16 protein-coding genes are annotated in these 18849 nt (G+C 30.1%); 5 read left to right on the forward strand and 11 right to left on the reverse strand.

What is annotated here, in order from left to right; all coding sequences use genetic code 11:
* Positions 1-4: 4 nt before the first annotated feature.
* The 7 genes from WDZ41_03470 to WDZ41_03500 all read right to left on the reverse strand — a co-directional run bounded on the left by WDZ41_03470 (position 5) and on the right by WDZ41_03500 (position 7231).
* Complete coding sequence (locus WDZ41_03470) at positions 5-991, reverse strand: glycosyltransferase family 2 protein (protein MEX0940394.1); 987 nt, start codon at positions 989-991, stop codon at positions 5-7.
* Entirely contained in the window at positions 966-2384 is a 1419-nt protein-coding gene (locus WDZ41_03475; GenBank protein MEX0940395.1) for a glycosyltransferase family 39 protein, read from the reverse strand. Before WDZ41_03475 ends, WDZ41_03470 begins: the two co-directional genes overlap by 26 nt.
* The gene (locus WDZ41_03480) at positions 2368-3930 is read right to left on the reverse strand and encodes an NAD(P)/FAD-dependent oxidoreductase (GenBank protein ID MEX0940396.1); all 1563 of its coding nucleotides are present in this window, start codon (positions 3928-3930) and stop codon (positions 2368-2370) included. Before WDZ41_03480 ends, WDZ41_03475 begins: the two co-directional genes overlap by 17 nt.
* A gap of 6 nt (positions 3931-3936) precedes the next feature.
* Entirely contained in the window at positions 3937-4734 is a 798-nt protein-coding gene (locus WDZ41_03485; GenBank protein MEX0940397.1) for a class I SAM-dependent methyltransferase, read from the reverse strand.
* A gap of 103 nt (positions 4735-4837) precedes the next feature.
* Positions 4838-5512, reverse strand: coding sequence for a class I SAM-dependent methyltransferase (locus WDZ41_03490; GenBank protein ID MEX0940398.1), 675 nt, complete (start codon positions 5510-5512; stop codon positions 4838-4840).
* Between the two features lie 212 nt (positions 5513-5724).
* Complete coding sequence (locus tag WDZ41_03495) at positions 5725-6138, reverse strand: (deoxy)nucleoside triphosphate pyrophosphohydrolase (protein ID MEX0940399.1); 414 nt, start codon at positions 6136-6138, stop codon at positions 5725-5727.
* Entirely contained in the window at positions 6122-7231 is a 1110-nt protein-coding gene (locus WDZ41_03500; GenBank protein MEX0940400.1) for a thymidylate synthase, read from the reverse strand. Before WDZ41_03500 ends, WDZ41_03495 begins: the two co-directional genes overlap by 17 nt.
* A gap of 358 nt (positions 7232-7589) precedes the next feature.
* On the opposite strand from WDZ41_03500, the gene WDZ41_03505 reads away from it, so the two are divergent.
* The 3 genes from WDZ41_03505 (at position 7590) to WDZ41_03515 (ending at position 9912) form a co-directional block, all read left to right on the forward strand.
* On the forward strand, positions 7590-8186 hold the full coding sequence (locus WDZ41_03505) for a sigma factor-like helix-turn-helix DNA-binding protein (protein ID MEX0940401.1): 597 nt from the start codon (positions 7590-7592) through the stop codon (positions 8184-8186).
* A gap of 87 nt (positions 8187-8273) precedes the next feature.
* Positions 8274-8546 (forward strand): hypothetical protein, encoded by a 273-nt coding sequence (locus WDZ41_03510; protein MEX0940402.1) that lies wholly within the window; start codon positions 8274-8276, stop codon positions 8544-8546.
* 157 nt (positions 8547-8703) lie between these two features.
* A complete protein-coding gene (locus tag WDZ41_03515) occupies positions 8704-9912 on the forward strand; it encodes a hypothetical protein (GenBank protein MEX0940403.1) in 1209 nt (402 codons plus the stop codon).
* A 124-nt stretch (positions 9913-10036) separates the two neighbouring features.
* On the opposite strand, the gene WDZ41_03520 is transcribed toward WDZ41_03515, so the two are convergent.
* The 4 genes from WDZ41_03520 to asnB are packed head-to-tail and all read right to left on the reverse strand — an operon-like array spanning position 10037 to position 16875.
* Complete coding sequence (locus WDZ41_03520) at positions 10037-12820, reverse strand: glycosyltransferase (protein ID MEX0940404.1); 2784 nt, start codon at positions 12818-12820, stop codon at positions 10037-10039.
* Positions 12820-13653 (reverse strand): class I SAM-dependent methyltransferase, encoded by an 834-nt coding sequence (locus tag WDZ41_03525; protein MEX0940405.1) that lies wholly within the window; start codon positions 13651-13653, stop codon positions 12820-12822. Before WDZ41_03525 ends, WDZ41_03520 begins: the two co-directional genes overlap by 1 nt.
* Positions 13628-14911 (reverse strand): glycosyltransferase, encoded by a 1284-nt coding sequence (locus tag WDZ41_03530; GenBank protein MEX0940406.1) that lies wholly within the window; start codon positions 14909-14911, stop codon positions 13628-13630. Before WDZ41_03530 ends, WDZ41_03525 begins: the two co-directional genes overlap by 26 nt.
* Positions 14908-16875 carry an asparagine synthase (glutamine-hydrolyzing) gene (gene asnB, locus WDZ41_03535; protein ID MEX0940407.1) on the reverse strand — a complete coding sequence of 656 codons (1968 nt, stop codon included), beginning with the start codon at positions 16873-16875 and terminating at the stop codon, positions 14908-14910. Before asnB ends, WDZ41_03530 begins: the two co-directional genes overlap by 4 nt.
* 139 nt (positions 16876-17014) lie before the next feature.
* Here asnB and WDZ41_03540 point away from each other — a divergent pair, with 139 nt between their 5' ends.
* Positions 17015-17821, forward strand: coding sequence for a DNA-formamidopyrimidine glycosylase family protein (locus WDZ41_03540; protein ID MEX0940408.1), 807 nt, complete (start codon positions 17015-17017; stop codon positions 17819-17821).
* Between the two features lie 5 nt (positions 17822-17826).
* Entirely contained in the window at positions 17827-18834 is a 1008-nt protein-coding gene (gene ligD / locus WDZ41_03545; GenBank protein MEX0940409.1) for a non-homologous end-joining DNA ligase, read from the forward strand.
* The last annotated feature ends 15 nt before the right edge of the window (positions 18835-18849 follow it).

Raw genomic sequence — 18849 nt, forward strand, 5'->3', positions numbered from 1 at the left:
ATACTTAATCTAAATTAATTTTTTTATTAATTAAATAAAGAGGACGGTTTTTTTGCTGTTCAAATATTCTACCAATATATTCACCTAAAACCCATAACAACAAAAACTGTATGCCCATAAAAATATAAATTATAGTGACTAGCCATTTAAAAAGAGGATAATTAATTTTATAAAAAAAAGCATCTATTGATATATAAAAAAACATCAAAGATCCGGTAATAATTACAAAAACACCCATAAATGCAGCAAGCTTTAGAGGAAATAATGAAAATCCGGTAACACCATCAAATGCAAGTTTAAGCATTTTAGACCAGGTATAACCGGTTGTTCCTTTGATCCTATTTTGCCTTTTAAAATCTACATAAGCATGTTCAAAGCCAGACCATGCAACCATACCTCTTAGATAAGGTGATTTTTCTCGACAATGCTTTACATACTCGAGCACTTTTTTATCAATTAAACGGAAATCACCGACATTGCGTGGCATATTTATGTCAGTAATATGAGAAAGTAATTTATAATACCATAGTGCAGTTATTTTTTTTAAGAAATTATCATTACGGTCTATGCGGCGTGCATATACAATTTGTGCTCCGTCTTGCCATTTTTTTAACATTTCAGAAATTAGAGCTGGTGGATCTTGTAAATCGGCATCCATTGTTATGGCAATATCGCCGGTGGCAATCTTATATCCTGCAGTTAATGCAGCTTGATGGCCAAAATTTCTACTAAAAGAAATTCCTTTAATACGTGAATCTTGTTTTGCTAATATTTCAATATTATGCCATGAGTTGTCTCTGCTGCCATCATTAATGAAAATTATTTCCCATGAGTAGAAATTCTCCATTTTTTTAATTTCTTTAATTAATTCGAAATAAAGGAGGTTAATATTTTTCTCTTCATTAAATACTGGGATAATAATAGAAATATGGGAGCTTTTGATATTTACTGTTGGTGAAATTTGATTAATTTTTTCTGATGTATAGATCATTATATTTTAAAGACTTTTTATAATTATTTTTTATTATTGGGTGTTCCATATCAAGATAGTAGTTGGAAATAATTTTAGGTTTTTTATTTTCAATTGCTTGATAAATATCATATGATTTTCCAGTTAAAGATTTATATAAATCGGTGATGGAAGATTTATCATGATTTTGTTTAATTTGAAACCACATAAAATCAATATCATCACGAAATATGTTAAATATATTTTTGCCATCATATATCGTATCTCCTGGCTTTGTATGTGATAATACATAATTAATTTTCTCATGCTGCTCATTATTATTTTTTCCTTTAATTATCATTTTAGCAAGAATGAAAGAATAAGAAATGAAAGGTTGCGCAGCAATAATAAAAATCATCAATAAAATTTTATCTTTTTGCCCATCAAAAATTACATAATATCCATATGCTGCAATCATGGCGATAAATGGTATTGCCGGAGCGTAATATTGAGGGAATGAAAATTTAACAATAAAAATAGCAATGAATAAAAGACTTAAAGAAAAAAAGGCGACAATTTTTTGATTTTGTGTGTGTAAGTAATAAATCAATCCTAGAGCATAACCAAATAAAAGAAGTTTATTTAAAAAAAGCTCCATAAGAGTATGCATAGGATAAAAACGTTCTGGATGCATTATATTAAATAACCAATTAAATATAAAATAATAATGCAGGGCATTAGTATAAACAAGATAAGAATAATAAGGGATTAGTGCGATACAGAAAATTGAAATATAAAATATTAATGCCAATAATGAGATCTGTTTTTGATATATTTTATATAGAAAAACTAATCCAATAAGCACAATTAAAAATAGTATTTTTTGTAAAAATAAAAAAGAAATAGCCAATGATAAAGCACTAAAAAAAAGCAATAATAAATGTTTGCGATCGAAATATAAAAATAAAAAATAAACAGCGAGTAGCCCAAATAATACCTGTGGGCCATCTGGTCTTATCTCGATAACTTTGCTAAATATCGAAGAAAATAACAACAAGAAAATACTCAATAATGCACTGGTACGATTAAAAATATGTGATGCAATTAAATAGGTAACGATACCGCACAATAGATAATTTATATGCATTAAAACACGTGCAGCAACTAGTGTTTTCAACGTTTGACCAAAAAAATTAATTAATGGAATTAAGCAATAATAAAGAAGTGGATGGTGATGTTGAAAAAAATCACGATAAACCATTGATCCTTTTGAAATCTTCCAAGCAGTATGTATTGCTTCAAGTTCATCTTGATCAAAAGTAGTAAAAGAACAAGTTAAAGCACGAAAAAAAATCATAAAAATAAAAAGAACCCATGCAATTACTTCAAAATGAACTTGAGTAAAAATTAGTAAGGCATTAATTTTTTGTTTCATGATATTCCTGTTCAGTATTTACTGCCCAAATATTAGTTTTATCTTTTTTTCCTGCAATAATATTTTCAACAGCGGTCATTGCCGTAAGCATTGAATGGTCTTGATTATTATATTTATGCATACCATTGCGTCCGATTAAAAAGAGATTTTCAAAAGTATCCAGATAATCTTTCAGTACATCAAATTGATCATACGTGCCAAAGTAGGCCGGATATGTTTTTTCTACTTTAATAACCGTAGCATCGAGTACATCAACTTTATCTACTATACCAAGTATGTGTAGTTCATGTTTGGCAAGCTCAATTAATTCTTTTTCAGTTTTTTGCCATAACTCATCGGTTTCATAACAAAAATACTCAAGGCCAATCCAAATTTTTGATGGATCGGCAATCATATAAGGGCTCCAATTATTAAAAATTTGAATACGCCCTACGTGTACATCTTGTTCTTGAACATAGATCCAGTTGTCAGTTAAGTGATTATGATGAGCTTTTAATTTATTGGCGAGTATCCCAATTGTTATAAAATCACGATACATTAAGCCATCGCTGATTTTTTTTATTTTTTCTGGTATATCAGTTTTTAATGAGCAGATTAATTCTTTAATCGGCATTGTTGAAAATGCATAATCAACATTAAATGTTTGAGTTTCATTTGTTTTAGTATTGATGGCTTCAACTTTTGAAATTATATTATGATGCACGAATAATTTTTTTACATTCATATGAGTATAAATAATTCCACCAAGATCTTTGATTTGTTTTGCAACTTCTTCCCACATTTGGCCCGGACCATATTTAGGATATAGAAATTGTTGTATTAAGCTTGTTTCAATATCTTTTTGTGCAATATCTGTTTTATGAGCTGGTAAAAACTGTTTGCCAAAATGTTTGACTGCTTTTGCAATTGATAAACCTTTTATTCTTTGTGCGCCCCATTCAGCACTTATTTGATTGCAAGGAATGCCCCATACTTTTTCTGTGTAAGATTTAAAAAATGTTCGATAAAGGCGTGAGCCAAAGCGATTAATAAAAAATTCTTCTAAATTTTTTTCATTTTTTATTGGAAATAAGGAGCGGTAAAGATAGCTGCCACCAATTTTTATTGTATTTAGAAATCCCATTTTTTTGACCGTATCAGTATTAATTTTTAATGGGTAATCAAAAAAGGTACGATTAAAAAAAATACGCGATTTTCGTTGCCGCACAAGCATAACATTCTCAGCTTGATCTGGATTAGGCCCTTTATGATTTTCAGTGATTTTTTGTTTTTTATTTTGATAACTGATTTCAATATTGTTATTTATTAACTCTTGTAAAGGCAATATGGTTTGCCACCATTGCATAACCCGATCAGATTTTGAAAAAAAGCGATGACCGCCAATATCGATACGATTTCCTTTATAGTTTATAGTACGGGAAAGACCTCCCATATATTCACTTTTTTCAAGGACGATGGGAATAATATCTGTTTTTTTTAATAATTCATATGCAGCAGTTAATCCCGCAGGTCCGGCGCCAATAATAATAGCATATTTTTTTTGCATACTTACTCAGCCTTTTTTTTTCATCGTAATTTTCATAAACCATCCAGCTTTATGCCAACCGAATAAACAGGCTGCCAAATATGCAAACCATTGTATAGGTTTTGATTTGTAATATAAAAGATCGTGCTTAGTAACGGTGGCATCCAATTGGGATATTTCTACAGGATATAGTTTTAGTATTTTTTTTATTTCTTTAAAAGTATAAGCTTTGGTTCCTTTGCTTTCTTGGTGATTATATAAAATCCAACTTAGTGATTTAAAGGGCCGCCCTTTACAAAAACCCGCTAAAAACCATCGGTAAAAAGCAAAGAGAGAATAACGATTATAAATCATTATTTTGATAACGCCATTTGGTTTTGTAACACGAATAATTTCTTCTAAGCATTTTACGGTATCTGGTGAGTGATGAATAACGCCCCAAGAATAAACACAATCAAAAAAATTATTCTGATAAGGTAAATTTTCTGCATCAGCAGTTTGTAATTCATGAGCTTGAAGATTTTCCAGCGCAAGTCTTTTTTTGGTATTATCAAGTGCTTCTTGCGTTAAATCAATGCCATATGCAAAAGATCCAGCACGAATCCATTGCAAAAAATCAGTACCAGCTCCAATGCCAACTTCAAGAATCTTTTTTTTATGAAAACGTGTAAATTGAGCAAACGAAAAAATTTCTGGTTCAATAGTATAACGATATTCTTCGATACTTTTAAAATAATCTAAAGAAAATTTTTCGGCCTGAGTGTGTTCCGTTCCACAGCTTTCTTGATTCCAATAGTGCGCTACTTCCTTTTTTAATTGAGTCACTCCATGTTCCTTTTACTTATTAGGTTTTTCCAATGCTAGATAAAAATCTGATGCACATTTTGAAAATTTTTTACCAAACCAAAGATTAATGTTCATAGCAGTTTTAAATCCGGTGAAAAAAAGATTGCTCAATGGTCCACTTATAAATGTGCCACCAGTTGTTTTCTTTTGTTACAAATCCAGAATTATGTAATAATTTTTCTAAAGAATTATAAGTAAAACGTTGTACATGCCCTGAAGTATCAAGGCTTGAAGGGTGATCTTCTATCCAATCTCCTATTAATTTATTTTTGATAATAACAATTGTTTCAACTATATATAACTTTTCCAGTAATTTGCCTAATTTGAGTTTATACCACAAGAAGCTTTCCCATTCAAATATTCCATAGCCGTTTGGTACTGTAATAAGTAATAATCCTCCAGGTTTTAATTTTTTAAAAACTAAAGAAATTATTTGTTCAAGTTCGCCAGTTTTTATGTGTTCTAATACTTCCGAAAGAATAACTACATCAGGTACAAAAGATATAGTAGCAAAATCAAAACATGCAAGAAGGTCAGTGTTTAGTTTATTTTTTTCTAACAATTGCTTGCCATAATTAATACTTTTTTGATCAAGATCTAATCCTAAAATATCATAGCCTTCAGCAATCAGCGGAATAGTGATCATAGAGCCAGTACCGCATCCTAAATCAATAATTTTTTGATCTTTATTCAAAAATTTTTTAAACCATTTATATCTGTTGTAGGAACCATATATAGTTTCTTTAGGTTGAATCATAGTTATCCACTTATAATTTAATTTATAAGATATTTACTATGGATTTTTAATCAACGCAAGAACTATATTGTTTTCAGATTAAGTATGAATATAAGATAAAGAAAATTATGAAAAAAAACTTTTTAAAAATGAATTTTTTCAATCAGATGAAAAAAAATTAGTTGAAGCATGGTTAGTAGATCTTGAGCAATGTGGTTATACATTCCCTCAAATCATTGATTAAAAATATCTGTGTTTTGTATTAAATGCTTAATGATAGGTAAATCGGGATCTGGAAATGGATAATTTTCAAATTCATCAATATTTATCCAGGTAATTGCGCTATGTTCTTTTAACTGAATTTCACCTTCATAAGAAGTTACTACAAAGGCAAGCATTTCCATTGGCTTGCCTTTGTAGCTAAATTTACTAGAACAAATATACTCGCCAATAGTTGCGGTAATTCCTAATTCTTCAAAAAGTTCACGCGCTAAGCATTCATGAAACGTTTCGCCCTTTTCTAATTTGCCACCAGGAAATTCCCATTTTCCTTTCAAAGGATCTTCTTTTGCACGTTGTGCGATGAGAAATTTTCCATCTTTTTTAATAACCGCAGCAATTACTTTTTGTTCAACAGAAGTTTGCATGTTTATGGATCCATTTCATAACAGGAGTTTTTTGTGTTTCATTATAAATGTCATTCAATGTTTCTTGGGCATCATTTATTGATGGCATTGGTTCAATGTAAAGATTTTTATCCTGTTTTTCAAGTGTATTTAACAAACCTAAAGCCTGTTTGCTTGTTTTATCATAAATTTGTGTAAAATTTGTTTTCATAGTGACATAACCTAAATTTAACTGCTCTTTTTTTGGATAATCTAAGCGTTCTTTAAGGTTTTTATAAACCAATTCAGTTACAAAAGAAAAGAATCCCATATCATATGGTAAACCGGTAAAAATATCAGTGCTTCGGGATGAAACAACGCAACACAAATGATTATTTCGCACAAAAAATTGCATGCCAAGTGTGCAGGGAAAATCTTTAGAATCAAAATTTTTGTGATGTGGTTGGTTAATATTAATAAATGCTTTGCGTGAATCAAGATTTTTTTCTAAATTTTTTAATACCCATTCATATTGTGTTAAATTGCCACATTCAGGAATACGTTGATGAAATACGTAATAACCATAGTTTGAAGAAACTTGATTATTTTTATCAGCGAGTGATTGCCATATTTTAGAAGCTTGGCTTAGACCTTCAGATACATCAAGACTTCCTTTAAAATAGGCAAGTAATTCTCGGCAAAAATATTGCGTAGATCTTGGAATTCGCAACCAATGTATTCTTTCTTGAGGATTTAATAAAGTATACGAAACATCATAAGCTTGTAAGCCGCTTCCTGCACGTGCATCAAATCTGGCGCCATTTTCTTTAATATTCTTTATACCTTGTAAAATGATTTCATCAAGTGTTTTGCCGGTGATATGAACATTTTCAGGAAAAAGAAAATGCTGAGTATTTTCCTCAGATTTATTCAGGTTTGTATCAGAAATATTATTTTGTTCTGTGTTTTTCTGATACGTTGGCCATTGAAATGAAGCTGAATTTTGAGAAGCTTTATTATAAGCATTGCTGCCGTGACTATGGGCAAGCAAAGTCAGTTCATTCCCCAAAACATTTGGCGAAAAAATTAATATCATCATGCAAAACAATGATTTTTTTATTTTTATTGATAGCATAGCTAACCCCCTAATAATTAAAGAAATATATTATTTAGAATATACTAATTTTTTTATTTTTCAATTAGAATTTTAATAAACTTCAAAAAAAAGGTTAAAATAAGGGTTTTCATGTATAATTACGGGTTTATATTAGATTATATGAATTGGGATCTTTTCTTTTAGGAAATTTAAGAAAATGCTATCTATCTTCTTGTTTAATTTTTTCTTTCATATTAGAATGGAATTCTTCTCATGGGCCAGAAGGGAAAGAAGAACTCTCTTTTTTCCAACAAAAAAGTGGACAATAGATTTCTTGAATCTTGATTAATTTTATAAAAATAAAGAAAAATCTATTGTTGGTTTTTAGGAAAAAACCATGTCAAGGAGAAAAAATCGCTTTTCTTATCGTTCTAAATTAAGTGAAAAACAATTTAAACATATTTTGATGCTTTTTGAGCTTGATTTAACAGCGCAACAGATTGCAGAAATTTGCCAGTTAAATCGGAATACGGTAAATCGATATTTATTGTTGATTCGTGAAAGGATTGTTCAAAAATGGGAAAAACGTAATCCGTTAGCATTGGTAAATAATTTTGAAGAAATAATTAATCAAAAATTTTTGGATTTTTCAAACAAGACTATTATAGGAATTGTAGAAAACAAAAAAAATATTTTCTCTAAGATTATTCAAATTAATAGTTTAAGATCTGAACATATTGTTTATATTCCACTTATTTCTTGCAGAAAAAATAAGAAATCCCTTTTAATCGATGAAAGATATACATTAGACAAAAATAAAGTACTTCGCCTCGATGCATTTTGGCAGTTTACTCAAAATAGGCTTAGTAAATTTAGAGGTATTAATAAAACAGTTTTTTATTTACATCTTAAAGAATCTGAAATTAGATTTAATGGTAAAGATAAAAATATATACCTATCTTTATTGAAATTTTTTCATTTGACCCCTCTCTAATCTAGTCATGATATTTACTTTTTTTGAAAATGTCCTTAAAATCAAAAATTGAGAGAAAATAAAAGTAAATTAATATGAGGGATATAAATGTCAAAACCTGGGTTCAAAAATAAGATCTCTGAGCATTTAATTTCTAAATATAAAAGCTATAAAAAAAGTAATTCTCTTTCTGAAAAAAACTCATCTAAAAATGGATTAGATATTGGCTGGACACGAGCTACGTTTATTGTAAAAGAAGAATTGTTAAAAAAAATAAAAGATGCTGCCTACTGGGAACGTAAAACGGTTAAAGTTGTTATTAATGATGCACTTAATTCTTTTTTCAATAAACAGAAACATATCGAGAAATCAAAAAAATAATTTTTGTTCACTTCTATTTAATTTGATTAAGTAATCAATAATCATTTATTAAAAAAAATTTTAAAATTTTTTTTAACTCTTGCTTTTCTATTTTTTTTCAGACTATGTTGTTTACTATGTTTATAATGTTTAATATGTTTACACTAAAAGGAGTGTAATGATGCATAACACGAGGTCAAATATCTTATCAAATCATAAGAGCATGCGAATTTTTCTAGCTCTTGCAGTAACTTCATTATTTTTTCAAATAAATGTTTTTGCAAATTCGGAAGCGTCAAAAAGACCTACGCAAGCAGAAGAATTTGGTATAAAAAATTTAAAAGGCCAAGGAGGCTTTTGCGGTTTATGTTTATTGTGTGCCAAAAAAATTAAAGCAGATCAAATTCAAGCTTTGCAAGTAGATACTACTGAATTATGTGCTGATCGTGCTTCTATTGATACATTATGTACAGATTCTGTAGTGGTTCAAGATGCGCGTATTGATCGTTTAACAAATCGAGTACTTTGTGGCAGTCAGATTACCGCAAATAATATTTGTGCAAATAGTGTTGCTACCGATAACCTCTGTGTGCCAACGCTACGTATGGATCGCTTATGCGCAGATCAAAGTATTTCTACAAGCAATTTTTGTGCAGAGCAAGCGCAAATCGATGATTTATGGACGAATTTAATTACAGCTACCCATGTTTGCGTAGCTGGCGCTGTGGAACATTGTACGCCATATAAAGCACATCTTTCTTTAACTGCAACAACTCTTTATGCTCTTGGCGATGATATTGATTGGGACAAAATTGTTGATGATCCAAATGGCAATGTTATTCTTGGGCCAACACGTTATGTGGTTCCAAAAACAGGTTATTATGTAATGACTTTAGGAGTAGGAATCCTAAGCTTAGAAGGTAATGGCAATAGTGTAATTGCTGGTACTCCCGTAACACGTCCTGAAATTGTAGTTAATGGTACACGTCGCTTAAAAGCATTTGAATCATTCCTTTCTTTTGGTACAGATTTTCAAGAAAGCATTGTCTCCGGTTTATTGCCTTTAAATGAAGGAGATGAAGTTACTTGTCGATACAGAATATTTTATATAGATCCAAATACAGGGGTCTCACCATTTGACGGAAATGTGGTATTAGAAGCAGTAGGTACACAAGGTCAAGTAGATACAGAAACATTTTTTACTATTCATTATCTATCTTCAACTTGTGATACGATAAATTGTCCGCCATGCACAGTAGAATGCTTGCCATGCCCGACAACTACTTGTCCGCCTTGTACTGAAACATGTCCATCGATTAATATACCATGCCCAACATGTGAAGATTGTGAAATAATATGTCCGTGCTCTTGTCCATGCACAGTTTAAGCTGGGATAAATAAAAAGGTAAAAAGTATATTTAATTTCTCTCCGCCTGCCAAGCTTACACAGGAAATCAATAGGAACTGCAAACGCAGTTCCTATTGATTTTTAAATAATAACTTTAAAATTGTTATTGTAATTCAAGATTTAAGTATTTTTTTTCAGGTAAATTTTTATCTTTGGTAACAAAATTAAGAATATGTTTTACATGTTGCTGCCAAGAATAATAAGCCATTACTTTTTTTCTCGCATTGGCTCCAAGTTTGAGACGATCATTATTTTTTAAGTTTATTAAAGCCAAAGCAGCATTTATTAATTCTTGAGAGTTATTTGGTTCAATCAAAACGCCAACTTGTTTATTGATAATTAATGCAGGATTGGCGAGATCAGAAATATTGAGCGATGGATTAATTATTTCACCAATTTGTGCAAGATTAGTAGTAATAATGGGTTTTGCTAAACTCATGTATTCAAACAGTTTTGTTGGAGAACCAAAAAATTTACTCCCATCATTATTTGCTACAGTAGGAGAAAGAAACGCATTGCATGCTGCTAAATATTCTCGTGCTTTTTCGTGCGGTAAAATTCCAGTAAAAGTAATATTTTGTTCGATCGAATATTTATCTAATTCTGTCATTAAATAACTTTTAAGTAAGCCGTCGCCAATTAAAATAAAATGAGCTTGAGGATATAGCTCAATAATTTTTGGTATAGCATGTGCGAGTATTTCGATGCCATGCCAAAAAGAGAAAGTACCAATAAAACCAAAAACAAATTTTTTCTGTATATTCCGTTGTGTTCTTATAATATTACGTGCACTATTTAATGTTGCTGCATTAAATGTATCAGGATTAACACCATTCGGATTTACTAAAATCTTATTTTGAGAAATGCCTAAATTAATAAGGTTGTCTTTTAAAACATCTGAAACTACAACAATATAATCAGCATATTTAAGGTTTAAATATTCAATAAATAACGCGAGTTGAAACAAGCGACTCATTTTATTATTTTTTTTCAATATTTTATTAACCCACATTTCTGAACCATTAAACTCTAAAATTAATGGTTTTTTCTTTTGCATACTGAGTAATATGCCAGTAAAATTTAACCAGCTATATCGTTGATATATTGCATCAATGGTATTTTTTTTAAAAATCGAAGCAACTTGCCAATAAAAATAGAAAGTGGAAAGCAAGCAATCAGCATGCCAGCGTATAGATCCAAGTTTCCATCGTAAAAAGCAAAAAAATGGCCAGACTTTTAAAGATACAAAATAGGGTTTTGTTAATGTTGATAATACTTTTTGCATACATGAAGTTGCACAAATTATTTTTATATTATTCTTTTTAAAACCTTCAATAACGCCAAGAGTATGGGTTACTGAACCACCCGCTATAATTTCATGGTAATAAATATCAGTTTTTAGATATAAAAGAGTATTTATTAAATTAATAGACCTAGATTGCTTTTTTTTGCTTAAATAATTTTCAATTATGTTTCCTATTTTTGTGAATATAGATTGTTTTTCTTTTTCATTAATCATTGCGTACCAAAGTATTAAAGGCCAAGAGGCAAGAAAAATAAAATTTAAAAACCATGGTATGTTAAATAAAAAGAGAAAATGAAAGCAACCAACATAACAAAAAAATAAACTTAAAAGTATTTTAATTTTATTAATATCAAATATTGCCTGCGAGTAAACTTGTCTGCTTGTTAAATAACCAAAAAAGCCATAAAAAATAAAACTGATAATATTTGCACAAAATATACCGTTAAGATTATACGTGCTTGTTAAAAATAATAAAGCGCCTTGAATGCTGAGTGCAATAGCAGTTAATATGGGACTAAAAATTGTTTTTCTTGATAGAGTAACGCCAGTCTGGAATAATCGTGCAATATCAAGACTTATAATTGGCAAGAAAAAGAACGGCAAAAATGGAATGAGAAAAAAATATTTTTGCGGTAAAAATAATGAAATTGCATATCGTGCACCAATAATAGAAAGCAGACAACCAGTTGTTAACGTCATACAAAAATAAGTGATAATTTTTGCAATAAGAGATTCACTTTCAGTTTCATTTTGAGCATTAAAAATAATTATAGGAGAGGCATCCATTAATGCGATAGAAAAGAATTGAAAAATGCTACCAAATCGCCATAACAGTGCATAAGTGCCTAATGCTTCATATCCCTGATAATGTTGAATAATAAAGCGATCGATGGAAAAAAAAAGACCAAATAATAATGAATATGCTAATAACGGAATGCTGTATTTTAATTGTTCTTTTAATAATGAAAAAGAGAAGGAATAGTTGCGTATTAATATATATATAAATCCTGGTGAAAATAATAAAAATGAAAAACCATTTGCATAAAAGAAGCTTTCAATACCAAAATTATATGAAACACCAATAACGGTTAAAATCATTGCTATTAAACTTTGTCCGCAAAAGGTCACAAAGTACCATTTTAAATATTCTTTGACGCGTAAATAGGCCAGTACTAGAGAAAAAAAAGAAAAAACAATTATATTGAAACTACTTAAAATAATATAGTTAATATCAATATTTGTTTTTAAAAAAAATTTAAAGTAACCAAATATTAAGAGCATAAATATTATTGCGCTCAATATAATTAAACAAAAAGCATTACCAATGACCGCTTTTTGTTTTTCAATATCATTTTTATATAGTAAATAAAAACGAGTCATGCCAATTGCCGCATTGGATGATAAAAGTAAAGTGCCGATTGTAAATAATGTTTGATAAAAATCCCAAATGCCAAATTCAGCTAAACTCAGTTTTGATAAAAAATAGGGCAGAAATAAAAAACTAATAATACGAACGATTATAGCGCTACCAGCATATACAGAAGTGTTTAAAGAGCTTCGTTTTAAGTAATACGCTAACATTATTCTTTGATAGCCCGTACTGAAAGATACCAACCAAAATACTTACTTAGTTTATTTAAAATAGTTTGTGGCATATATTTTCTTAATCTTCCTATAAACCGTATGCCGGGAAGGTCTTCATGCACTAACTTTCTAATATCAGTTTTAATAATTTTAAAGCCTGCATTTTTAAGCATTTTGTGCAATTGTTTTTTGCTGTAAACATTTACCAAAGGTTTTTCAGTGCTTTGAGTATATTCGATTAATGAGCGTTGTTCTTTTAAGCTTCTTTTGCGGAAGCCACCTCTTAAAATCCATTCATTTAAAACAACACTTAACATATAAAAAATTGAATACTTATAATACACAATAATCTGTGCTTCGCCCTCTTTCTTAAGCGCTTTATAGCAATTATTTAAAGCTTGTTGCATATTTGGTGTATGATGTAAAACTCCAAAGCTATAAATATAATCAAATTCATTTTCCCAAGTTATTTTTTCAGCATCCATTGTTAAAAAACTTGGTTTAAAATCATAATATTGTAGATGTTGTTCGGCTAGTATTTTATTTTCTGCAGTGATATCAACGCCGGTATATTCTGCGCCATTTTTACAAAATAAATAGGCATCATAACCCCCGCCAAATCCTATTTCTAGAACTTTTTTGTTTTTAAGTCTTTTAAATTGTACGATCTCATCAAGCCAATCGCATTCATATGTATATCTTTTATCAAGAACGGCATCAAAAAATTCTTTAGAGCCTTTTTGATGTCCATCTCCAAAAGTCCAGCCTGCAGGGTTATGGCCCCAAAATTTTTTTGAAGTTTCTTTAATTTTCTCTGGAACTACAGTCATTTATTTCTCCTTTTTTTGTAATAAATTTTTCAATTTTTTGCACATGATGCAGCCATGAGTAATTATCGGATACTTCTTTTCGTGCACTTATGCCAACTTTTTTTAAAATTGAGCTATCTAAATTAATGACCGCATGAGTAGCTGCTATAAATTGTGAATGGTTTTTTGCTTCTATCAAAATGCCTCTATGATGAGGCTCAATATTTAAATGCGCATTGATCATACAAGCAGCAGGACTTAGTATTTCAGCAATTTGTTCTAAATCTGATGCAATAATTGGTTTTGCTAAACTCATATATTCAAAAAGTTTTGTTGGAGAACCAAAAAAACGAGAGCCATCATTATTGGGCTGTGTAGGCGATAAAAAAGTATCACAAGAAGCTAAATATTCTCGCGCTTTTTGTGGTGATAAAATACCCGTGAATGAAGTATAGCTTAATGCCTGTTTTTTTTTTAAATTTTTATATAATTGTTCGCACAATGGGCCATCACCAATGAGAATAAAATGAGAATTTTGCTTCAATTGTGTATGAGCGATAATAATTTTTTCTATTACTTCAATACCATGCCATTGATTAAAAGTGCCGATAAATCCGAAAACAAATTTATTCTGTAAGTTTAAATTTTTACGTAATTTAATTCGTGATGCTTCTAAAGATTTAGTATTGAAAAAATCCGTATCTACTCCATTTGGGTTCATTAAAATTTTTTTTTCAGGAATTCCTTGTTGTATCAAATCTTCCTTCAGTACATTTGATACCGTTATAATATAGGTAGCATATTTAAGATTAATTTTTTCAATCCATGAAATAAGCCGATACAATTTCAACCAATGATTTGGTGCCCAATGCTTATTTACCCATGTCTCAGAACCATTATATTCTAAAATGAGTGGTATTTTTTTTATTGTACTTATAAGAATACCAGAGCAGTTCAAAACACTATAACGTTGATAAATAAAGTCAATTTTATATTTTTTGAAAACTTGCAGCGTTTGATAGGTGAAAAAAATATTTGATAAAAAACAATTTATTTTCCACCGCAAAAATAAAAGCCAATTTGGATTCTTAAGTTGTTGCAAGTACGAAACTTCTTTGAGTGATTGTAAAATTGTTAGCATGCAGGATGAAGAGCAAACGATAGAATATCCTAACTTGGCAAATCCTTGAATAACACCTTTAGTATGGCTTACTGAACCTCCGGCAATAAGTTCATTATCCATTATATCAGTGCGCAAATATAAAATGGTTTTTTTCATAGTGCGTCAGAAATATTAGATGCCATTAAGTTTTGCAAAGCCCATAATTGTAAAGAATATTCTTGGTTAGGTTGCTGATTTTTTTCAAATAACTGTCTAACCTGATTTACATCAATAAATTCATTCCATTCATGTTTTTTTGATTTTAACATATCTAAAAAATAGCTTCTAAAATAACGGCCTTCTTTAAACCAGCGTGAGGTTGGGGCAGCAAAACCAACTTTTTTTCTATAAATGACATCATGAGGTAAAACACCTTCAGCAGCTTTTTTTAGAATATATTTATTTATACCATTTTTATATTTAAACTCATTTGGCATATGTAAAGCGTATTCAACTAATGCATGATCTAAAAATGGCACTCTCCCTTCAACTGAAGTTGCCATAGTCATCTTATCAACGCGCATTAATAATAATTCTGGTAGGCGCTGTTTTAATTCTAGATAAGTTATTGAGGTTAAAAAATCTGATTCAGGCATAATTTTTTTCAGTTTTTTTAAATGATAATCAACAATGGTATAACTATCCGGATCTTGATTAATGCCGTTATATATTGCTTCTATTATTGGATCATGTGCAAAATCCGCTTTAGCTGAGAATAATTCTTGTTTCCATTGCTCAGAAAAAGCCATTGCGCCGCTCCAAAATAATGATTTATTTTCTGCCCAATTTTTTAATAATTCTAAACGATTTGGCCTTTGTGATAAAACTGGCGATGCAAGTTGATAAATGCCTTTTCTTGCAAAAGCAGGAATATATTTTTGAGAATATCGCCAATAGCGATTATACCAATTTATATATTGTGCGTATGAATTATAGCCACAGAAAAGCTCATCAGCACCTTCACCTACTAAAACAACTGTAACTCCAGCATCTTTAAGTAATTTTGAAACATAATATAACGGAATACAGACACAATCGGCTAAAGGTTCATCTTGGTAATGGACCATGTTTTCAAAAAAATCGAACGCTTCTTTTTCTGAAATTATAATCTCATGATGATCAGTATTAAATTTACGTGCAATTTTACGCGCCCAATTTGTTTCACTAAATTCTGGGCCATCGGCAAATGAAACATTAAATGTTTTAACCTGATCGGTAAATGATGCCATTAAGGCCACAATTAAACTAGAATCAATACCGCCTGATAAAAATGCACCAATTGGCACATCTGCCATTAATCTTTTTTTCACCGAATCGCTCAACAAAGATCGAATACTTCTTACACAAATTGCTTCACTTTTATATACACTATCATCAACTTCAATTTTTCTTTTAAGTGGCGTATACCATTCTTGAAAAGATACGCTTTTATTTTTATTAACTTTTAAATAATAAGCAGGTGGAAGTTTATATATCCCTTTGTATAGTGTCATGGGCGATGGGGTGACTAAGAAAGTTAGATAGTGATAAAGGCCTTGAGGATTTATTGCTTTTTCTATCCAGGGTAATTGCCATAGTGCTTTGATTTCTGATGCAAAGCTTAATACGCCTGACTGGGTAGAGAAATAAAGTGGTTTTACCCCCATACGATCTCTAACTAAGTATAATTCATCTTTCTTGAGATCGGCGATAACTATTGCAAACATTCCTTCAAGTTTATTTAAACATGAAATACCCCATTTTTTATATGCATACACAATTACTTCTGTATCAGATTGCGATTTAAATTTATAACCAAATGATTCAAGTTCTTTTCTTAATGTTTTGTGATTATAAATTTCGCCATTACAACAAACGGCAATTGATTTTTCTTTATCAAATAAAGGTTGAAAGGCAGATTTGGAAAGATCTACAATGCTTAACCTTCGATGAGCAAGCCCAAGTTGATGAGCATGAGAAACCCATACGCGATGGCCATCGGGTCCACGATGTGCAATCGATTTTTGCATTTTTTCTAAAAGATATTCGTCACATTTAAATTGAGAATTCGAAAGATTCAAAAAACCGGCTATACCACACATAGTATCCTTTTTTGTATATGTATAGTCTAGAAAAGGTATAGAATTTTTCAAGTATATCGAAATGATCTAATTTTATATCGTTGTGTTAATGCTTCTTTTCTTGATAAATCAAAAAGAAAGAAAAAATAAAGGAGCGAAGGTGCCAGAGTTACCAGAAGTTAAAAATTTTACTCGTTATATTAAAGCGACAAGTTTACATAAAAAAATAACTGATGTTACCGCGCAAGATAAGCGATTAATAAAAGAAGTTACTTTTAGTGATTTTAAAAAACATGTAATCGATAATGCTTTTGAAGATGCCATTCAGCGTGGGAAATATACGATAATTTCTTTAAAAAAGAAAAAAAACTTTTTGATTATGCATTTTGGCATGACTGGTAGTGTGCATTATATAAAATCTGATACGCCAAAAGAGGGAAATGATAAATATACAAAAGTTATTTTTAAATTTTCTAATGATTATGAATTGCGATGGATTAATAAAAGAAAATTTGGGGCATTGTTTTTAGTTAAAAACTTAGATGAGATTAAAGCATTAAAAACATTAGGTCCGGATCCGCTTTCATTAACAGAAAGCAAATTTTTAAAAATAATGAATGATCACGAACGTCAAAATATAAAATCATTTTTAATGGATCAAAAAAATATTGCTGGTATTGGTAATGAATATTCGGATGAAATTTTATATCAAGCCAAAATAAACCCTCATAAATCGGTGCAAGATTTAAATACTACTACCAGAAAAAAGCTATTTAAAACGATAAAAGATGTATTAAAAGAAGCAATTGATATTAGAATGCATGATAAAAAGTTTGATCCAAAAAAATGGTTAATAGTGCATCGTAAAAAAAATGGGCATTGTCCTAAAAATAGTAATCATAAACTGAAGAATGAAACTATCGCTGGCCGCTCTTCTTACTGGTGTCCAATTTGTCAAAAAAAGTGAGTAGCATGAAAAAAATATTTAAAAACTTAACGCAAGAATTACAAAAAAAGATTAAAGAAAAATCTATGCCATCTTGGATTCCTCCCATGCTTGCTACTTTAACAAAAGATTATTTTTCTAAGGAGGGTTGGATTTTCGAACGGAAATTAGATGGTGAGCGTATTATAATTTATAAAAACAAAAATGATGTTTCTTTAAAAACAAGAAATAAAAAAACAGTTAATGTAGCGTATCCTGAAATTGAAGACGCGATCAAAAAAATAAAACTAAAAACCTGTATTTTAGATGGTGAAATAGTTGCTTTTGAGGGAAATATTACAAGTTTTTCAAAACTGCAGCCACGCATGCATATCAGTAAAAAAGAGGAGGCAGAAAAAAGTTCAGTTGCCGTTTATTATTATATTTTTGATCTTTTGTATTTGGAAGGCGCTGATATAAGAGAGCTACCATTGCGAGCGCGCAAATCATTATTGAAAAAAAGTATAGCATTTGAAGATCCGCTCCGTTATATGATTCATCGAAATAAAGAAGGCAAAAAATATCATAAAGAAGCATGCAAAAAAGGCTGGGAAGGGTTAATTGCTAAAGATACTGAAAGCACTTATGTATCAAAGCGATCAAAAAAATGGCTCAAATTTAAATGTGTAAATGAACAAGAATTTGTTATTGGCGGATATACGAATCCAAAAGGTGAGCGGATAGGATTCGGCGCATTACTTCTTGGTTATTATAAAAATGATAAATTAATATTTGCTGGGCGAGTTGGTACTGGTTTTGATGATGAAATGTTAGAAACACTTTCCGAGGAATTAAAGAAAATAAAGATTAAAGAAAATCCATTTGCAGCAAAAAAAGAAATTGCTACTAAAGATGTACATTGGGTTAAGCCTAAATTAGTAGGTCAAGTAGGTTTTACTGAATGGACAAAAGAGGGGAAATTACGTCATCCGCGCTTTCTTGGATTGCGTCGAGATAAAGATCCAAAAGATGTAATAAGAGAAAAAGCATCATAAATATCTTTAAAAAAA

This window comes from Candidatus Babeliales bacterium, assembly GCA_040879965.1.
Classification (GTDB): Bacteria; Babelota; Babeliae; order Babelales; family JACPOV01; genus JBBDJI01.

Excerpts from the sequence above, each read along its gene's own strand:
- WDZ41_03470 (MEX0940394.1), bottom strand. The coding sequence starts at position 991 with ATGATCTATACATCAGAAAAAATTAATCAAATTTCACCAACAGTAAAT.
- WDZ41_03475 (MEX0940395.1), bottom strand. The coding sequence starts at position 2,384 with ATGAAACAAAAAATTAATGCCTTACTAATTTTTACTCAAGTTCATTTT.
- WDZ41_03480 (MEX0940396.1), bottom strand. The coding sequence starts at position 3,930 with ATGCAAAAAAAATATGCTATTATTATTGGCGCCGGACCTGCGGGATTA.
- WDZ41_03490 (MEX0940398.1), bottom strand. The coding sequence starts at position 5,512 with ATGATTCAACCTAAAGAAACTATATATGGTTCCTACAACAGATATAAA.
- WDZ41_03495 (MEX0940399.1), bottom strand. The coding sequence starts at position 6,138 with ATGCAAACTTCTGTTGAACAAAAAGTAATTGCTGCGGTTATTAAAAAA.
- WDZ41_03500 (MEX0940400.1), bottom strand. The coding sequence starts at position 7,231 with ATGCTATCAATAAAAATAAAAAAATCATTGTTTTGCATGATGATATTA.
- WDZ41_03505 (MEX0940401.1), top strand. The coding sequence starts at position 7,590 with ATGTCAAGGAGAAAAAATCGCTTTTCTTATCGTTCTAAATTAAGTGAA.
- WDZ41_03510 (MEX0940402.1), top strand. The coding sequence starts at position 8,274 with ATGTCAAAACCTGGGTTCAAAAATAAGATCTCTGAGCATTTAATTTCT.
- WDZ41_03515 (MEX0940403.1), top strand. The coding sequence starts at position 8,704 with ATGATGCATAACACGAGGTCAAATATCTTATCAAATCATAAGAGCATG.
- WDZ41_03520 (MEX0940404.1), bottom strand. The coding sequence starts at position 12,820 with ATGTTAGCGTATTACTTAAAACGAAGCTCTTTAAACACTTCTGTATAT.
- WDZ41_03525 (MEX0940405.1), bottom strand. The coding sequence starts at position 13,653 with ATGACTGTAGTTCCAGAGAAAATTAAAGAAACTTCAAAAAAATTTTGG.
- WDZ41_03530 (MEX0940406.1), bottom strand. The coding sequence starts at position 14,911 with ATGAAAAAAACCATTTTATATTTGCGCACTGATATAATGGATAATGAA.
- asnB (MEX0940407.1), bottom strand. The coding sequence starts at position 16,875 with ATGTGTGGTATAGCCGGTTTTTTGAATCTTTCGAATTCTCAATTTAAA.
- ligD (MEX0940409.1), top strand. The coding sequence starts at position 17,827 with ATGAAAAAAATATTTAAAAACTTAACGCAAGAATTACAAAAAAAGATT.